This window comes from Nguyenibacter sp. L1 (assembly GCF_035199985.1).
Classification (GTDB): domain Bacteria; phylum Pseudomonadota; class Alphaproteobacteria; order Acetobacterales; family Acetobacteraceae; genus Gluconacetobacter; species Gluconacetobacter vanlangensis.
Genome location: NZ_CP127015.1, coordinates 808,350 through 824,448, shown reverse-complemented (window position 1 = coordinate 824,448; position 16,099 = coordinate 808,350). Strand labels below are relative to the sequence as shown.

The following is a 16,099-nucleotide window of genomic DNA, read 5'->3' as shown; positions in this document are numbered from 1 at the left end:
AATGATTCTCTACCCCCAAACGGTCTTCATACCCGCGCGGTTGCCGCAGCCTTGCGCGAGGACTCCGCCATGCCCTGCCAGGAATCGATCGCCTTGCGGATCCTCTTCGTAAGGGGAACTTCGACAAACCGATAGATCGCGACACCCAGGGCAATCGCCAGGAAAACGGCAAGGCATTTGGTGGGAACGGTATGGAGGCCCGGCCGATAATGCAGCAGCCGCAGAACCGCCTGGACCGTGTCGAATGCGACCTGCTGGAAAAGATAGATGGAATACGACGCATTCCCAAGCATCAGCACGAATGGCAGGGTCGGCATATAACCGCAGCGTTCGGCCCACATCAGCGCGGCAACCAGCAGAACCGTCGCCGTGCCGCTGACAAGAAGGGGAAAGACGAATCCCAGGCAGCCCATGACGCCGATAACGGCCATGACCAGGCCAAGCGCCGGCCAGGGCCGAAATTTCGTCAGGCTGATCCCGAATATCGATCCGAGACAGCACCCCGCCAGAAATTCCAGCAGATAGGGGCTGGTATAGAAATGAACGGCATCGACGCCCTGCGGCAGCATCGCCCCAAATGACGCCCCAAGTGACGCCAATGCCAGAAAGACGGCCGACAGCAGGACCAACCGGTAACTGCTGCGGACCGCCAGCAGGATGCCGAAGACGAGATAGAAAAACATCTCGTAATTCAGCGTCCAGCCGATAAATAGCGTCGGCATCATGACGCCGTGTTCGTTAAGCGCGGGAATGAACAGGCACGACAGGATAAGATGCACCACCCCGTGGGAATAGGTGGACGGCATATAGATCCCGACGGCGGCCAGGACCGACGTGACGAACGTCGCAAGCCAATACATCGGCGCCACGCGCGTCAGGCGGTCGACGAAAAAATTCAACGGCCTGATCGATCGTCCTTCGGTCAGCGACACCATGATGATACCGCTGATGACGAAGAACAGGCCGACCCCGTATCTTCCTACGGTAAAGATCGGCGATACGCTCTGGAACTGGTGAAACAGCACGACCCCCACGGCCGCAAGCGCACGGAGGTATTGAAGGGACATTATGACCTTGCGGTCTCGCCTTATGCTTGACGGCATGCGCGCATATCCCACCATGTCCGGATTTGGACAGAACCGTAACGATGGCCGGCGGGCCGTGTCCATGTTTTTTTGTCGTCGTCCCACGACGCCGCCTCGCTTTTTCGGCTCCCGGCCCATGCCGGCGCGGCCCGCGACAAGGCGGATCCACGCTCGTCGCGTGAATGCGCTCCGCAACGAAACGGCGCGGATAACGGATTTTTGCCTATTCACCCGGCAGGACAGGGCAGGCCAGGACAGGGCAGGTCAGGATTGGGCGGGGCAGGGGGGGGGATCATCCGGCGGCACGGCGCCGGATGACCGTCCTTTCCCCGCCCGGTAACGGGCGCGTCGCGCGTCGCGATCCGCTCCGGGGCGGGCGGATCGCGTCCGCCCGATCAGCCGGCCGTGGGCTGCAATGTCGCCATGTCGATGACGAAGCGATATTTCACGTCCGAGCGCAGCATCCGCGCATAGGCATCCTCGATCTCATCCATGCGGATCATCTCGATATCGGCGGTGATTCCATGCGTGCCGCAGAAATCCAGCATCTCCTGCGTCTCGGGAATGCCGCCGATCAGCGAGCCCGCGAAACTGCGCCGCTTCAGGATCAGGCTGAAGGCCGCGATCGGCAGCTTCTCTTCCGGTGCGCCCACCTGCACCAGCGTGCCGTCGCGCTTCAGCAGGTTCAGATAGGCATTGATGTCGTGATCCGCCGCCACGGCATCCAGGATGAAATCGAACCGTCCCGCCTCGCGCGCCATGGCGTCGGCATCGCGCGACAGCACGACCTCGTGCGCCCCCAGGCGCAGCCCGTCCTCGACCTTGCTGGCCGAGGTGGTGAACAGCACGACCTCGGCGCCGAAGGCCCGGGCGAACTTCACCCCCATATGGCCCAGCCCGCCCAGCCCGACGATGCCCACGCGCTGCCCGGGCCCCACCTTCCAGTGGCGCAGCGGCGAATAGGTGGTAATCCCCGCGCACAGCAGCGGCGCCACCGCCGCCGGATCCAGGTTCCCGGGCACCTTCAGCACGAAGGACTGGTCGACGACGACGGCCGACGAATAGCCGCCATAGGTGATGCTGCCATCCTGCCGGTCGCGGCCGTTATAGGTGCCGACAAACCCGACCTCGCAATATTGTTCCAGCCCGTCGCGGCAATTCCGGCATTCGCGGCAGGAATCGACCAGGCAGCCCACCCCCACCAGATCGCCGGCGCGAAAACGGGTGACGTTGCCGCCCGTCTCGACCACCCGGCCGACGATCTCGTGGCCCGGCACGCAGGGATAGACCGTATTGTGCCACTCGTTGCGCGCCTGATGCAGGTCCGAATGACAGACCCCGCAATACAGGATCTCGATTTGCACGTCGTCGGGCCTGACGTCGCGGCGGGTGAAGGAAAACGGCGCCAGGCGCGCCTCGGCGGCAGTGGCGGCATAGCCGGTACATGCGAACATCGGAACGGTCCTCGTCTGTTGATTGAGAGTGTCTGATGGAAATGAACGGACGTCCATGATGTCCATGACGTCCATGCGGGCTTTCAGGACCGGGCAGGGGGGCCGTCACCCTGTCGATAGGCCCCTTGCCGCTCCAGCATCCAGCCCGGATATTCGGCCGGCAGCGCGCTGACCGCATCCAGGCTCCGCAGGTCCGCCGCGTCCAGCGTCACCGCCGCCGCGCCGATATTGTCCGCCAGTTGCGCTTCCGTGCGGGCGCCGATGATCACGCTCGTCACCACCTTCTGGTGCAGCAGCCACGCGATCGCCACCTGGGCGACGCTGCATTCCAGCCGCGCGGCGATGGGCCGCATCGCATCGATCACCGCAAAGGCGCGCGGCCGGTCCACCGGCGGGAAATCGAAGCCGGCCCGCCGTCCCTCGCCCGACAGGGCATTGCCGTCCCGGTCATATTTGCCCGACAGCAACCCGCCGGCCAGCGGGCTCCAGACCAGCAGCCCGACCTGCTCGGCGGCCAGCATCGGCACGATCTCGCGCTCCAGGTCGCGCCCGGCGAGGGTATAATAGGCTTGCAGCGAGCGGATCGGCGCCAGGTTGCGCCGTTCGGCGATCCCCAGCGCCCGGGCGATGTGCCACGCCGCCCAGTTCGACACGCCGACATAACGGACGTCGCCTGCCCGGACCAGCACGTCCATCGCTTCCAGCGTCTCCTCGATCGGCGTGGCCGGATCGAAGCCGTGCAGTTGGTACAGGTCGATATGGTCGGTCTGCAGGCGTTTCAGGCTGGCGCGCGCCTGGTCCAGGATGTGCGACCGCGACGCGCCCACTCCGTTCGGTCCCGTGCCGATCCGGCCATAGACCTTGGTCGCCAGCACGATCTCCTCGCGCGGCACGCCGACATTGCGCAGCGCCTGGCCGGTGATCCGTTCCGACAACCCGGCCGAATAGACATTCGCCGTGTCGATGAAATTGATCCCCGCCTCGATCGCCGATCCCACCATCGCGTCCGCCTGCGCCTGGCTCAGGTCGCCGATCCGGCCCCACATTCCCTGGTCGCCGCCGAACGTCATGGTGCCCAGGCATAATTCGGAAACGAACAGCCCGGTTCGCCCCAGCGGATTATAGCGCATGCTTATCTCCCCGATGCCGAGATGCCGCGCGCATCATGTCATTTGGGCCGGTCCCGCCGGAATGGGGAATGCTGTCACGTTCTTGCACGATCCTGCCGGGCGCCTCACGGCGCGGGCGCTCTTGCCAGACCGTCCGCCAGCCGCCACATCTCGGGGCCGGGAGGATCCGCATGCGGCCATCGATCGAGTATCTGCGCCGGCGCATCACCGCGCATTGCCTGAACAGCCGGACCGAAACCGCCGTGCCGGGGCTCAGCCTGATGCGGGCGGACGCGCCGACCATGCCGGTGCAATCCGTGCATCAGCCTACGTTCTGCCTGATCGCGCAAGGCAGCAAGCAGGTGGTGCTGGGCCCGCGGCTCTTCGCCTATGACGCGCGGCATTACCTGATCACGACGGTCGAACTGCCGATCACCGGCGGCGTCACCCAGGCCAGCGCCGACCGCCCCTACCTGGCGCTCACCCTGGCGCTGGACCCCACGCGCATCGCCGCCCTGCTGCTGGACAGTCCCGACGCCCTGCGGGATCCGGGCACGATGCCCGGCCTGGCGGTCAGCACGGTGACCGATGCGCTGCTCGATCCGGTGGCGCGGCTGGTCGGGCTGCTGGACCGCCCGGACGACATCCCCGTCCTCGCCCCGCTGATCGAGCGCGAGATCCTCTACCGCCTGCTCCAGGGCGAACAGGGCGCCACCCTGCGCCAGGCCGCCCGCGCCGACAGCCGCCTCTCGCAGGTCAGCCGCGCCATCGCCTGGATCCGCGACCATTACGCCGAACCGTTCAGCATCGGCGACCTGGCCGCCGAAACGGGCATGAGCCCCTCGTCCTTCCACCGGCATTTCAAGGCGGTGACGATGATGAGCCCGCTGCAGTTCCGCACCCGGATCCGGCTGCAGGCGGCCAGGCACATGCTGCTCGCCGACGGGCAGGACGCCGCCGGCGTCGGGTTCGTCGTGGGCTATGACAGCCCGTCGCAGTTCAGCCGGGAATATCGGCGCATGTTCGGCATCCCGCCCGCCCGCGACGCGGCCCGCCTGCGCGGGCCGGAAAGCGACCGCGCGACGGAAAGCGACGCCGGCCGCCTCGCCTACGCCCAATAGATTAATACCGACTGGCTGCAAGACTGACGCATGGGTTCTGCCCGACAAGGGCGTTGCCCTTGACCCACCAAAGGGCAGTCGCCCTTTGGAAACCCAATTTTTCAAATGATTGGGGTGCAGGGCCTCAGGCCCTGCCGGGTCCAGGGCGGAGCCCTGGTCATGCGTCGCCTCATCCGACCCGCTCGCCGGAAACGCCGGTCCTGTTGCGCCCGGCCTCCTTGGCGGCGTACAGCGCCATGTCGGCGCGCGCCAGGGCATCGTCGTAACGGCAGTCGGTCGCCCGCATGTCCGACAGGCCGATGCTGACGGTCAGGCGCATCGTGCCGTCCGCCACCGGGATCCGGCACTCCGCCAGCGCGCGCCGCAGGCGCTCGGCGACCTGGCGGGCCTGGGCCAGGCCGGTGTCGGGCAGCACGACCGCGAATTCCTCGCCGCCCAGGCGGCCGGCATGGTCGCCGGGGCGCAGTTCGGCCAGCATGGTCGCTGCGACGCGTCGCAGCACCGCATCGCCCGCCGTATGGCCATGCCGGTCGTTGATCGACTTGAAATGGTCGATATCCAGCATCAATACCGCGACGTCGCCGGCACGGCCGCGGACCAGCGCGTGCCAGGCGCGCTCCATCCGCTCGGTAAAGGCCCGGCGGTTCGGCAGGCAGGTCAGGTGGTCGACCCGCGCCAGGTCGTGCAGTTCCTGCTCGACGCGCTTGCGCTCGGTCACGTCGACGACCAGCCCGTGCCACAGCGTGCCCCCGTCGGGCAGCCGGGTCGCCCGGGCATCCACCTGCCGCCAGCGCAGCCCCTGGCGCGGCAGCAGCACGCGAAAGACGCATTGCCACGGGGTCAGCCGCTCGGCTGCTTCGGCCAGCGTGGCGCGATAGAGGTCCAGGTCGTCCGGATGGATGCGCGCATGCACCGGCTGGCAGCTCTCCGCCACCTGCTGGGGCGTCAGTTCATAGATCTCGGTGATCCGCGCGCTGGCATAGGGGACGCAGGCCGTGCCGTCCGGCGCCCGCCGGCACTGGAACACCAGGCCCGGCACCTGGTCCGTCAGGCTGGACAACAGGGTCATGCTCGCCCGCAGCCGCTCGGCCAGGACGCGCATGGCGGTGATGTCGGTCGTGGTCCCCACCATCCGCAACGCCCGGCCGTCGCCGTCCCGGCTGATGACCCGGCCGCGGCTCAGCACCCATTTATAGCTGCCGTCCCTGCACCGCAGCCGATGCTCGACCTCATAGGACGGGGTCAGCCCGGCGAAATGGTCGCGCATCGTCGCCTGGACATAGGCCAGGTCGTCCGGATGCACGCGGGCATAGGCATCCTCGATCCGGTCCGAAATCTCCTCCCTGCGATAGCCCAGAAGGCCGACCCACCCGTCGCAATAGCGGATCGCGCCGGTCACCACGTCGCGGTCCCAGACGCCGGTGCCGCTGCCCTCGATCGCCAGGGCCAAGATGTCGCTGAAATCCTGCCGCACGCCGCACCCGGATTGATACAGATCCGCCGAGGCGGAATGTCCAACCTCTAGCATATTTCCGGCCGCAGGAAGGCGGGAATGCGGCGATCCGGGGAATGGGCGGCAGCCTGCGGCGTCGCGGGCCATCACGTACGAAACAGAGTAATATCAAATACAAAATGCATCATCTTTCCCGTTCTTCCGACAGTCCGCCGACGGAATCGACGACGTGATTTTTTAAAAAATTGCATATATGATTTTTTACAATATGATGAACCGTCACGATAAGCGATAAAGGGTGTATCATGTCGAACATTTCGGCGCTTATTCTTGATGCGGGGATTTTTGTTCTTGCGCCGTGGCTGTTGTGGCGCCTGACGCAAAGAACCGTGCCAATCGCGGTGCTGCCGATATTGCTCGGCATCTGCCTGGCGGTGCTGCATGCCCCCGTCGGGCGGCTGGGCATCCCGTCGGTCTACGGCAACGATATCGGCTGGGTGGCCGTGCTGGTTCTGGCCTTCACCGCCGGGCTCGAGATGTGGCAGCACCCCGGCGAGGGCCATGCGGGCATCGCCGTGCCGCAACCCTCGATCGGCCGCCTGCTGGGCGGGGCGGCGGTCGCGCTGGGCGGGCCGTTCCTGGTGGGCGCCGTGCTGGTCCATCAATTCTTCCTGCCGCTGCATGGCTGGCAGGCGCCGCGCGGCAATGGCTGGGTCGGCGCCATGTCGATCGGGCTGTGCATCGCCGTCAGCGCCCTGCCGGTCCTGATCGGCATCGTCCGCGAACTGCACCCCGCCCAGCGTCCGCTGGGCCAGTTGGCGCTCAAGCTGGCGGTGGTCGACGACGCGGCGCTGTGGATCGGCCTGGCCGCGCTGCAATTCGCCGCCCGGGGAGCGGCCGCCCTGCATGGCTGGACCGGGCTGGAATTCGTCGCGATCGCCCTGCTGGCCGGCCTGGCGCTGGCCGGGCGCTGGGCCACCCGCAACCTGGCGCACCCGCCCTTGTGGCTGATCTGGCTGGCGGTGCCGCTCTATCTGGCCGCAGGCTCCTGGGCCAGCATGCAACTGGGCCTGCACGAACTGATCGGCGCCTATTTCGCCGGGGCGATCATGCCGCCAAGCTGGGTGCGCCGCCTGCCGGTCGAACGGGTCGGCACGTTCTCGCTGATCTGGCTGGCCCCGATGTTCTTCGGCCATAGCGGACTGCATATCGACGGCGACGCCCTGACCTGGCCGTCGGTCGTCGCGTCGCTCTCGCTGGTGGCGATTTCCATCGTGACCAAGATCGGCGCCGTCTATCTGTTCCCGCCGGCGGCGGGGCTCAGCCGCCGCCAGGCGCTCGGCATCGGCGCGCTGCTGCAATGCAAGGGGCTGATGGAAATCGTCGCCGCGACCATCCTGCACGGCCGGGGCATGATCTCCGAATTCGCCTTCGCCTCGCTGATGGTGCTGGCGGTCATCTCGACCACCCTGACCGGCCCGATGTTCCGCCTTCTCTCCCCCCGGCCGCGCCCCGCGTCGGCCTCGTCCGCATCGCGCGCCATGGCCACCGCCCGCTGAACCCCGGTGCGCTGACCCTGGCGCTCTAAACGTTCGCCCGGCGGCCGGGATGCTACCCGATCACCGCCATGCGCCGGACATCGACCAGCCCATGGTCGGTGATCTTCAGGTGCGGCACGACCGGCAGCGGCAGAAAGGCCAGTTGCAGGAACGGCTCCTCCAGCGTCACCCCGATCGCGCGGGTGGCGCCCCGCAACGCTTCCAGCCCGGCACGCACCGTCTCGAACGGCGCATCGCTCATCAGCCCGGCGATCGGCAATTGCAGCTCCGCCTGGACCGCGCCGTCCACCACGACGACGAACCCGCCGCCGATCGCGGCCAGGCGGTTGATCGCGACGGCCATGTCCGCGTCATCCGTGCCGACCACGCACAGATTATGCGCGTCATGCCCGACCGACGACGCCAGGGCCCCCCGCCGCAACCCGAACCCGCGCACGAATCCCCGGCCGATATTGCCGTTCAGCCCATGCCGCGCCACCACGGCCACCTTGGCCACGTCCCGCGCCGGATCGGCCGTCACCTGGCCGTCCCGCTCCGGCAAATCCATGGTCAGGAATTCGGTGATGATCTGGCCCGGCACGATGCCCATCACCGGCCGTCCCGCGCCGGCGCCCGGCACGACGAAATCCTCCGCCGTCACGGGGCGCTGCAACCGCACGCTGCCGTATCCGGGCGGCTCGATCGTCCGCCGCCCCGCCAGCGCCGGCCCGACAGGCCGGCCGCCGGCCAGCACCTCCGACACGCGGCAGCCCTCCAGATCGTCCAGAAACACGATGTCGGCCCGCTTGCCCGGCGCCAGCAGGCCGCGATCCGTCAGGCCGAAGGCCCGCGCCGCCGTCAGGCTGGCGGCGCGATAGGCGGCCAGCGGCGCCACGCCCCGGGCGATGGCGCTGCGGATCAGGAAATCGATATGCCCTTCATGCGCGATCTCCAGCGGATTGCGGTCGTCGGTGCAGAACGCCAGGAACGGCGAAGTCTCCACGGTCAGCAGCGGCGCCAGCGCCGCCAGGTCCTTGCACACCGACCCCTCGCGGATCAGGATCGTCATGCCCTTGCGGATCTTCTCCAGGGCCTCCTCGGCACGCGTCGCCTCATGGTCGGTCGAAATGCCGGCGGACAGATAGCCGTTCAGCGCCTTGCCGCCCATCAGCGGCGCATGCCCGTCGATATGCCGCCCGGCAAAGGCGCGCAGCTTGTCCAGGCAGTCCGCCTCGCAATTCAGCACCCCCGGCATGTTCATAAATTCCGCCAGGCCGATCACCTTCGGATGGTCCATGAACGGGGCCAGCGCGTCGGCGCCCAGCACCGCGCCCGACGTCTCGACCGCCGATGACGGCACGCAGCTCGACAGGTTGACGCGCAAATCCATGACCATGCGCGTCGCGGCCTCCAGGAAATAGCGCAGCGCCGCGGCACCCAGCACATTGGCCATCTCGTGCGGGTCGCAGATGGCGGTCGTCACCCCGTGCGGCAGCACGCAGCGCTCGAACTCGAACGGCGTGACCAGCGAGGATTCGATATGCAGATGCGTGTCGATGAAGCCGGGCACCACGACCCGCCCGCGCCCCTCGATCACGGCCGGGCCGTCATAGCGGTCCAGCGTGCCCACGATCGTGTCGCCGCAGATGGCGATGTCGGTCGGCAGCAGCGCCCCGGTCACCAGGTCGAACAGGCGCACGTCGCGTATCACCAGGTCGGGCGGCTCCTGGCCGCTTCCCTGGCGGATCCGGCGGGCGATCGGGTCGGTCGATTCAGCGTTCATGCCGTTCTTAACCACAGCCGCGCGCCGTCCGTCCACGACCGATTGCGTCAGCCGGCTTTCTGCCGCCACATCAGCATGTTGCGTCCGGCCTGGCGCGCCTCTCCCGGCATGGCCCACAGCGCGGCCCCGCCGGCCAGCGCGGCCAGCACGACATACAGCGCCGGCGCGCGCGCGTCATGCACCACCAGGGCCGAAACACAGGCCGGCGTCAGCCCGCCGAACACGGCATAGGACACGTTGTACGAGAAGGACAGGCCCGAAAACCGCACCGCGGCCGGAAAGGCCCGCACCATGGCGATCGGCACCAGGCTGACATAGCCGGCGCCGATTCCCGCCAGCGCGGCCAGCGGCAGAAAGCCGGCCGGATGCGCGGGCGCCACGCAGTACACCCCCCACGCCCCCGCGATCAGCAGCCCGACCACCGGCACGATGACCGGCCGCAGGCCCCAGCGGTCGGTCGCCGCCCCGATCGCCACGGCGGCCAGCGTGATCGACAGGGTCGCGACCAGGCTGGCATCCATGGTGCTGGCGGCGGAAAATCCATGCAGGCTCTGCAGCAGCGACGGCATCATCAGCAGCAGCACCACGATCGCCGCCGTCAGCGCCCAGGTCCCCACCACCGACAGGATGAGGGCGCGCCGGCAGGTGCGCAGCACGACGACCAGCGGGGTCTGCCGCGCCAGCGCGCCGCGCGCATGCATCTCGGCGAAGACCGGCGTCTCCTCCAGCCAGCGGCGCAGCATCATCGCGATCAGGCCGAACACCCCGCCCAGGATGAAGGGCAGGCGCCAGCCCCAGGCGGCGATGGCGGCCGGCGCCAGCGCCATATGCAGCCCCAGCGCCACCAGCGACCCGATCAGCATCCCCGCCGTCAGCCCGCCGGTCAGCAGGCCGCAGGCCAGCCCGGTCCGTCCCGCCCCGGCATGCTCGGCGACGAACACCCAGCCCCCCGGCGCCTCGCCGCCGATCGCCGCCCCCTGCGCCATGCGCAGCAGCAGCAGCGCCAGCGGCGCGGCCAGGCCCAGCGTGCCGAAACCCGGCAGCAGGCCCATCAGCAGGGTCGGCGCGGCCATCAGCAGCACGCTGAAGGCGAACATCTTCTTGCGCCCGTGCCGGTCGCCGAAATGCGCCATTACCACCCCGCCCAGCGGCCGGGCCAGATAGCCGGCGCCGAACAGGCCGAACGTCTCGGTCTGCCGCAGCCAGTCGGGCTGGGCGACGGGGAAGAAATGCTGGGCGATGATCTTCGCGAAATAGGCGAAGATCACGAAATCATAGAATTCCAGCGCCCCGCCCAGGGCCGCCAGGGCCAGGGTGCGGACGTCGCGCCAGCTCAGGCGGCCGGCGGGCGGGGCGGAAACGACATGCATGATCGGACATCCGTGCGGGGCGAAGGGGGCAGGGACCATACACGCCCCGCCCCGCACGGTCACGGGTCCGTACGGGTCACGGCTCGCACCCGACCATCCAGGCCACGCCGTACCGGTCGGTCAGCGTGCCGAAGATCGGCGCCCAGAACGTCTTCTGCAGCGGCATCGTCACCGTCGCCCCGTCGGACAGGGCGGTGAAGATCCGCTCGGCCTCCTCCGTCGTGTCGGCGCTGACCGATATCGAGAACCCGGCCGGGGCGACGTCCTTGCCCGGCATGCCATCCGACCCCATCAGCACCTGCTCGCCGACCGCCAGCGCGGCATGGCAGATCGCGTCGCGCGCTTCGGCCGGCATGGTCTCGGCCATCGGCGTGTCGGCGAAGGTGATCATCCGGGTGATCTCGCCGCCCAGCGCGGCCGCGTAAAAGGTGAACGCCTCACGGCACTTGCCGTTGAAGCCGAACAGATAGGCATTGATCTTCATGGCAGGTTCCTCCCGCTGGCCGCTCATCGGCCGGGCGGGATCGTCGCGCGCCGGACGGGGGCGGCACAAGCCCGGCCGCAACCGATTTCCGCATGGCTCGGCCTTCACATCCGCAAAGAAATGATGACGGACGGTGCGGAATGACTTGCAACCGACGCCGGTCCGTCCTGTAAAGTAAGGATTGGGCCGCCACCCGGCCCGATTGACGCGAAAAAAATTAAGAAAACAAGAACGCGAGCCAGTCATTATGGGTGATACAGGACTTACCCGGTCCGAGGAGCGGTTCATCCGCTGGTCCTTCGGTACCGATTCCGGACATAACCCGTCGCTGTCCGACGGCATCATCCTGCCGGTGTGGAAAAGCGGCACCCGCCGCGGCCAGCCGCGCATCCCGGCCTCGATCCGCGACCTGGTCGCCCGCGGCCTGCTGCGCGTCGTCGAGGGAGATTTGCCGCCACGCGCCTATTTCACCGCCAACGGGATCCGCGCGGTGCGGCGCATGTTCGTCAAGCCCCGCTTCGATACCGGCCGCTATATCCACCTGCTGCGCGAAGTGGAAAGCCACCCCGACCGCGAAAGCGGCTGACCCGCCCCTCGCGGACGGGCGCGCCATCCGCCCTTCAGGCGGCCGGCGACCGGCGCCGCAGCGGCATCGTCATGCAATGGACGCTGCCGCCCCCCTGCGAGAACTGGTCCAGTTCCGGGTCCAGGACGACCAGCCCCTCGGCGCGCAGCATCGCATTCACCCGGGTGGAATGGCGCGGGCTGACCACCCGCCCGTCGCCCAGGGCCAGCACGTTGCACGCCATGTCGCGCATCGCCTCCTTGTAGCTCACCGGCAGCAGCCGGATGCCCTGCGCGCGGAACCAGTCCAGGTCCGCATCGGCCAGCGCATCGGGGGCGACCAGCGCCAGCTTCTCGGCGACCATGGAAAACACGACGTCCAGATGCAGGAAATGATCCGAAAACCGGATCATCCGCGTCTGCCATCCCGCCGCGTCGAACCAGCCGGTGAATTCCTCGGCGCCGGCCCGGTCGGTCCGGGTGGTGGTCACGCCCACGGCCAGCAGGCCGGGGCTGATGACATGGATGTCGCCGCCCTCGAGATGCCCCCGCGTGGCGGTCCGCCAGATCCCCCCGGGGCCGTAAAACGCCTCGATCGCCGCCGTCTCGCCCTTGCGTTCCGCGCGGTACATGTTGGTGGCGACGGTGCCGAACGGCGTGGTCTGCGAACTGTCGCGGGTATAGACTTGATAGGGCAGGCCGGGCTGCGGCGTCAGGAAATGGCACGCCACGTCCGCGCCGCGCAGCGCGTCCACCAGTTCGCCGAACTGCGCCTGCACCGCGCCGGCGTCGGCCCCGCGGCCGTCCTCCAGGCTCAGGATCGCGATATCGTTGCTGGGGATCCAGCTATAATAGGTCGGCGGGCACAGCAGGACATCCTCCAGATATCCGGTTTCGCTGTCGATGAACCAGCGTGTGGCGTCCATGCTCCTGCTTTCCTCGTCCGAAGGTGCCCGGGTGGCTCGAACCCGAATGCCGGGTATCATAGGCCCGCCTTGCCGGCCATCCGATAGCGGATCGCGCAAGTAAAGTTTGCCGCGCGCTCAATCGTAAACGCGCGCGCCGAACCGGGCAGGGACGCACGCCCGCGCGGCGGGGCTTCTCATCGCCGTCTCCGGTCTGTAATGGGGCGGTCTGTATGGGGCGCCGGTTACGGGCTGATGCCGGATGGCCGCGACGGGCGGCAGGGGGGATTTGTTGCACATTCTCATGACCGGCTCGGCGGGCTTCATCGGCTATCACCTGGCACGCCGCCTGCTGGCGGACGGGCATGCGGTCACCGGCATCGACGGCATGACCCCCTATTACGACGTGGCGCTGAAGCGCGCACGCCACGCCCGGCTCGCCGCCCATCCGGAATTTTCCGCCCACGAATTCATGCTGGAAGATCACGCCCGGCTGGATGCGGCATGCCGCGCGGCCCGGCCCGACATCGTCGTCCATCTCGCCGCCCAGGCGGGGGTGCGCTACAGCCTGGACAACCCGTCCGCCTATGTCAGCGCCAACGTCGTGGGCACCCATAATCTGCTGAACGCGGTCAAGGCCCTGCCGGTGCGGCATGTCATCCTGGCCTCGACCTCATCGGTCTATGGCGCCGGCACCGATTGCCCCTTCACCGAGGACCAGCCCTGCAACCATCCGCTCAGCCTGTACGCCGCCACCAAGAAAGCATGCGAGGACATCGGGCACTCCTACGCCCATCTCCACGATCTGCCGATGACGGCCTGCCGCTTCTTCACCGTCTACGGCCCCTGGGGGCGGCCGGACATGGCGCTGTTCCGCTTCACCCGCAACATCCTCGGGGGCCTGCCGATCGACGTCTATAACGGCGGCGACATGGCGCGCGACTTCACCTATATCGACGACATCGTCGAAGCCCTGGTCCGGCTGCTGCCGCGGCCGCCGGGCAATGGCGGCGCGGCGCCGGCGCGCGGCGCCAGCCCCGTCGCGCCCTATCGGGTGGTGAATGTCGGCAACGGCCAGCCCGTCGGGCTGCGCGACTTCATCGGCGCCATCGAACGGGCGACCGGCCGCGCGGCCCTGTGCAACAACCTGCCCATGCAGCCGGGCGACGTGCCCACGACCTGGGCCGACTGCGCCATGCTGGAGCACCTGACGGGCTTTCGCCCCGCCACGACGCTGCAATCCGGCGTCGACGCCTTCGTCGAATGGTATCGCGACTGGTACGATATCTGAAACGCGGGGCGCGAATCGAAGCCCGCCCCGGTTCCATCCCGAACTGGATTTATCCACAGAAATGGGGACAATCCTGTGGGAGAAACTGGGGGACAGGGTCGGACAGATGCGCTCATCGCAGACATTATCGCGATTCGCGGCAACGCACCCGCCTCCGTTCGCCGCCACCGATTCGGCGCCACAAGGGGACGACACGCCATGACCCACCCCCCGTCATCCGCTCCGCCACGCTGGCGGCTCGCGATCGGGCTCGGAATTCCATTCTGCGCCGTCGACCTGGCCCTGCCGCTGCTGGACCGGATCCCGGGCACCATCCTGGGCTTCCCGGTGGTCACGTTCTGGCTCTATGGTTGGTTCGTTCTCACAACGATCTGCATGGCGCTGGTCTGGCTGCTCCACGACCGGTACATCGACGACCGGGACTGACGCCGCGCCACGGGACCGGGTCCCATTTTTCCAGGAGACACGCCCCCGCATGGCAACCCTGACCTTCGGCCTCGTGATCCTGCTCTCGGTCTGTCTCGCGCTCTTCTCCCGGCGCGGCCATCATCACCAGGGCGCGCGGGATTTCTTCGTCGCATCGGGGCAGTTCGGCGGGCTCCTGCTGTTCTTCCTCTCGGTGGGCGAGACCTACAGCATCGGCAGCGTGCTCGGCTTTCCCGCCGGAACCTTCAGCCACGGCACCGCCTTCGTCATCTGGTTCCTCGGCTATATCGTCCTGGCCTTCCCGGTCGGCTATTTCCTCAATCCCTGGATCTGGCAGGCGGGGCGCACCTACAACGCGCTCACCATCGCCGACCTGTTCCGCCACCATGTCGGCAGCCGCGCCGTCGAGATCGCGATGACCCTGAACGCGATCCTGTTCCTGCTGCCGTTCGGCGACATCCAGTTCATCGGCCTGCTCTCCGTCCTGCAGGGGTTCGGCTGGCACGTGCCGGCCATCGCGCTCACCACGCTGGCGGCGATCATCGCGTTCTTCTGGGTCGCGCTGTCGGGCATCCGCGCCCCGGCCTATGTCTCGATCCTCAAGGATGTGATGATGATCGTCGCGGTGCTGGCGGTGGGCCTGGCGGCACTCCTGGCCTCGGGCCACCTGCCCAAGGTCCCGCTCCAGGAGGTAACGCTCCAAGGGGGCGCGGCGGCCGGCGACATCGCCCACATCCGCCCCGGCGCGCGTGACGAAGCCTTCGCCATGTCCACGATCCTGTTGCAGGCGATCGGCTTCTGCGTCGCGCCGCAGACGGTGGCCTTCCTCTTCACCGGCCGTTCGCGGCGCATCGTCCGGCGCAACCAGGTCGTCATGCCGCTCTACATGCTGATGTTCCCGTTCCTCTACCTGGTCGCCGACTATGCGCGCCGGTCGGGCATGGCGCTGTCCACGCCCAACGACGCCTTCATGGCGGTCTCGCACGCCCTGCTGCCGGCCTGGCTCCAGGGGCTGGTGGCGGCGGCCTGCGCGCTGTCGGCGCTGGTCGTCCTCGCCGGGATGTGCCTGGCGATCGGCCCGCTGGTCTCGCATAACCTCCTGCACGGCCTGTCCGACCGGCAGCAGCGCTACGGCGCGCAACTGGTGATCGCGCTCTATCTGCTGTTCTCGATCGTCAGCGCGGCCCATGCCTCGGGCGTCATGGTCAAGCTGAACACCATGTATTATTTCGGGGTCACCCAGGCCGCGCCCGGAATTTTCGCCATCCTGCGCGCCCGCGCCATCAGCCCGGCCGCGCTGATCGCCGGCCTGGTGGCGGGCGACGGCCTGGCGGTCGGGCTCTATATGGGCGGCGCCGATCTCGGCGGGATCAATCCCGGCCTGGTCGGCCTCATCGCCAACGCGGCCATCCTGTGGGGCGGCAGCCGCGTGCTGGCGGCACGCCCGGTCCACCCCATCCTGCCCGCGTCATCCGCCGGCGCCGCGCTCCCGACCAGGACCTGAACCCGCGCCCCA

The 16,099-nt window shown here is 68.1% G+C and carries 14 protein-coding genes; 6 read left to right on the top strand and 8 right to left on the bottom strand.

Going from position 1 to position 16,099, the window contains the following annotated elements:
- Window positions 1–26: 26 nt before the first annotated feature.
- The 3 genes from QN315_RS03645 to QN315_RS03635 form a co-directional block, all read right to left on the bottom strand.
- Window positions 27–1,067 (bottom strand): acyltransferase, encoded by a 1,041-nt coding sequence (locus QN315_RS03645; protein ID WP_323991538.1) that lies wholly within the window; start codon window positions 1,065–1,067, stop codon window positions 27–29.
- Window positions 1,068–1,480: 413 nt separating this feature from the next.
- Window positions 1,481–2,539 carry an NAD(P)-dependent alcohol dehydrogenase gene (locus QN315_RS03640; RefSeq protein WP_323991537.1) on the bottom strand — a complete coding sequence of 353 codons (1,059 nt, stop codon included), beginning with the start codon at window positions 2,537–2,539 and terminating at the stop codon, window positions 1,481–1,483.
- 83 nt (window positions 2,540–2,622) lie between these two features.
- Window positions 2,623–3,669 carry an aldo/keto reductase gene (locus QN315_RS03635; RefSeq protein WP_323991536.1) on the bottom strand — a complete coding sequence of 349 codons (1,047 nt, stop codon included), beginning with the start codon at window positions 3,667–3,669 and terminating at the stop codon, window positions 2,623–2,625.
- A 170-nt stretch (window positions 3,670–3,839) separates the two neighbouring features.
- On the opposite strand from QN315_RS03635, the gene QN315_RS03630 reads away from it, so the two are divergent.
- A complete protein-coding gene (locus QN315_RS03630; RefSeq protein WP_323991535.1) occupies window positions 3,840–4,769 on the top strand; it encodes an AraC family transcriptional regulator in 930 nt (309 codons plus the stop codon).
- Between the two features lie 169 nt (window positions 4,770–4,938).
- Here the strand turns inward: QN315_RS03630 and QN315_RS03625 are convergent, their stop codons facing one another.
- Window positions 4,939–6,297: a diguanylate cyclase gene (locus QN315_RS03625; RefSeq protein ID WP_323991534.1), complete on the bottom strand. Its 1,359-nt coding sequence runs from the start codon at window positions 6,295–6,297 to the stop codon at window positions 4,939–4,941.
- Between the two features lie 230 nt (window positions 6,298–6,527).
- On the opposite strand from QN315_RS03625, the gene QN315_RS03620 reads away from it, so the two are divergent.
- A complete protein-coding gene (locus QN315_RS03620) occupies window positions 6,528–7,781 on the top strand; it encodes a cation:proton antiporter (RefSeq protein WP_323991533.1) in 1,254 nt (417 codons plus the stop codon).
- Window positions 7,782–7,833: 52 nt separating this feature from the next.
- Here the strand turns inward: QN315_RS03620 and ade are convergent, their stop codons facing one another.
- The 3 genes from ade to QN315_RS03605 all read right to left on the bottom strand — a co-directional run bounded on the left by ade (window position 7,834) and on the right by QN315_RS03605 (window position 11,397).
- A complete protein-coding gene (gene ade, locus QN315_RS03615) occupies window positions 7,834–9,543 on the bottom strand; it encodes an adenine deaminase (protein ID WP_323991532.1) in 1,710 nt (569 codons plus the stop codon).
- Between the two features lie 47 nt (window positions 9,544–9,590).
- On the bottom strand, window positions 9,591–10,913 hold the full coding sequence (locus QN315_RS03610) for an MFS transporter (protein WP_323991531.1): 1,323 nt from the start codon (window positions 10,911–10,913) through the stop codon (window positions 9,591–9,593).
- Between the two features lie 76 nt (window positions 10,914–10,989).
- The gene (locus QN315_RS03605; protein ID WP_323991529.1) at window positions 10,990–11,397 is read right to left on the bottom strand and encodes a VOC family protein; all 408 of its coding nucleotides are present in this window, start codon (window positions 11,395–11,397) and stop codon (window positions 10,990–10,992) included.
- Between the two features lie 247 nt (window positions 11,398–11,644).
- Here QN315_RS03605 and QN315_RS03600 point away from each other — a divergent pair, with 247 nt between their 5' ends.
- On the top strand, window positions 11,645–11,983 hold the full coding sequence (locus QN315_RS03600) for a hypothetical protein (RefSeq protein WP_176640788.1): 339 nt from the start codon (window positions 11,645–11,647) through the stop codon (window positions 11,981–11,983).
- Window positions 11,984–12,017: 34 nt separating this feature from the next.
- On the opposite strand, the gene QN315_RS03595 is transcribed toward QN315_RS03600, so the two are convergent.
- Complete coding sequence (locus QN315_RS03595; RefSeq protein ID WP_176640787.1) at window positions 12,018–12,887, bottom strand: dimethylarginine dimethylaminohydrolase family protein; 870 nt, start codon at window positions 12,885–12,887, stop codon at window positions 12,018–12,020.
- Window positions 12,888–13,158: 271 nt separating this feature from the next.
- On the opposite strand from QN315_RS03595, the gene QN315_RS03590 reads away from it, so the two are divergent.
- From QN315_RS03590 to QN315_RS03580, 3 genes are all read left to right on the top strand, one after another.
- Window positions 13,159–14,157, top strand: a complete 999-nt coding sequence (locus QN315_RS03590) for an NAD-dependent epimerase/dehydratase family protein (protein WP_323991527.1) — start codon at window positions 13,159–13,161, stop codon at window positions 14,155–14,157.
- A 198-nt stretch (window positions 14,158–14,355) separates the two neighbouring features.
- Window positions 14,356–14,583, top strand: coding sequence for a DUF3311 domain-containing protein (locus QN315_RS03585; RefSeq protein WP_323991525.1), 228 nt, complete (start codon window positions 14,356–14,358; stop codon window positions 14,581–14,583).
- Window positions 14,584–14,632: 49 nt separating this feature from the next.
- Window positions 14,633–16,087 carry a sodium:solute symporter family transporter gene (locus QN315_RS03580; protein WP_323991524.1) on the top strand — a complete coding sequence of 485 codons (1,455 nt, stop codon included), beginning with the start codon at window positions 14,633–14,635 and terminating at the stop codon, window positions 16,085–16,087.
- The last annotated feature ends 12 nt before the right edge of the window (window positions 16,088–16,099 follow it).

Excerpts from the sequence above, each read along its gene's own strand:
- ade (WP_323991532.1), bottom strand. The coding sequence starts at position 9,543 with ATGAACGCTGAATCGACCGACCCGATCGCCCGCCGGATCCGCCAGGGA.
- QN315_RS03600 (WP_176640788.1), top strand. The coding sequence starts at position 11,645 with ATGGGTGATACAGGACTTACCCGGTCCGAGGAGCGGTTCATCCGCTGG.
- QN315_RS03645 (WP_323991538.1), bottom strand. The coding sequence starts at position 1,067 with ATGTCCCTTCAATACCTCCGTGCGCTTGCGGCCGTGGGGGTCGTGCTG.
- QN315_RS03610 (WP_323991531.1), bottom strand. The coding sequence starts at position 10,913 with ATGCATGTCGTTTCCGCCCCGCCCGCCGGCCGCCTGAGCTGGCGCGAC.
- QN315_RS03625 (WP_323991534.1), bottom strand. The coding sequence starts at position 6,297 with ATGCTAGAGGTTGGACATTCCGCCTCGGCGGATCTGTATCAATCCGGG.
- QN315_RS03605 (WP_323991529.1), bottom strand. The coding sequence starts at position 11,397 with ATGAAGATCAATGCCTATCTGTTCGGCTTCAACGGCAAGTGCCGTGAG.
- QN315_RS03640 (WP_323991537.1), bottom strand. The coding sequence starts at position 2,539 with ATGTTCGCATGTACCGGCTATGCCGCCACTGCCGCCGAGGCGCGCCTG.
- QN315_RS03580 (WP_323991524.1), top strand. The coding sequence starts at position 14,633 with ATGGCAACCCTGACCTTCGGCCTCGTGATCCTGCTCTCGGTCTGTCTC.
- QN315_RS03620 (WP_323991533.1), top strand. The coding sequence starts at position 6,528 with ATGTCGAACATTTCGGCGCTTATTCTTGATGCGGGGATTTTTGTTCTT.
- QN315_RS03630 (WP_323991535.1), top strand. The coding sequence starts at position 3,840 with ATGCGGCCATCGATCGAGTATCTGCGCCGGCGCATCACCGCGCATTGC.
- QN315_RS03585 (WP_323991525.1), top strand. The coding sequence starts at position 14,356 with ATGACCCACCCCCCGTCATCCGCTCCGCCACGCTGGCGGCTCGCGATC.
- QN315_RS03595 (WP_176640787.1), bottom strand. The coding sequence starts at position 12,887 with ATGGACGCCACACGCTGGTTCATCGACAGCGAAACCGGATATCTGGAG.
- QN315_RS03635 (WP_323991536.1), bottom strand. The coding sequence starts at position 3,669 with ATGCGCTATAATCCGCTGGGGCGAACCGGGCTGTTCGTTTCCGAATTA.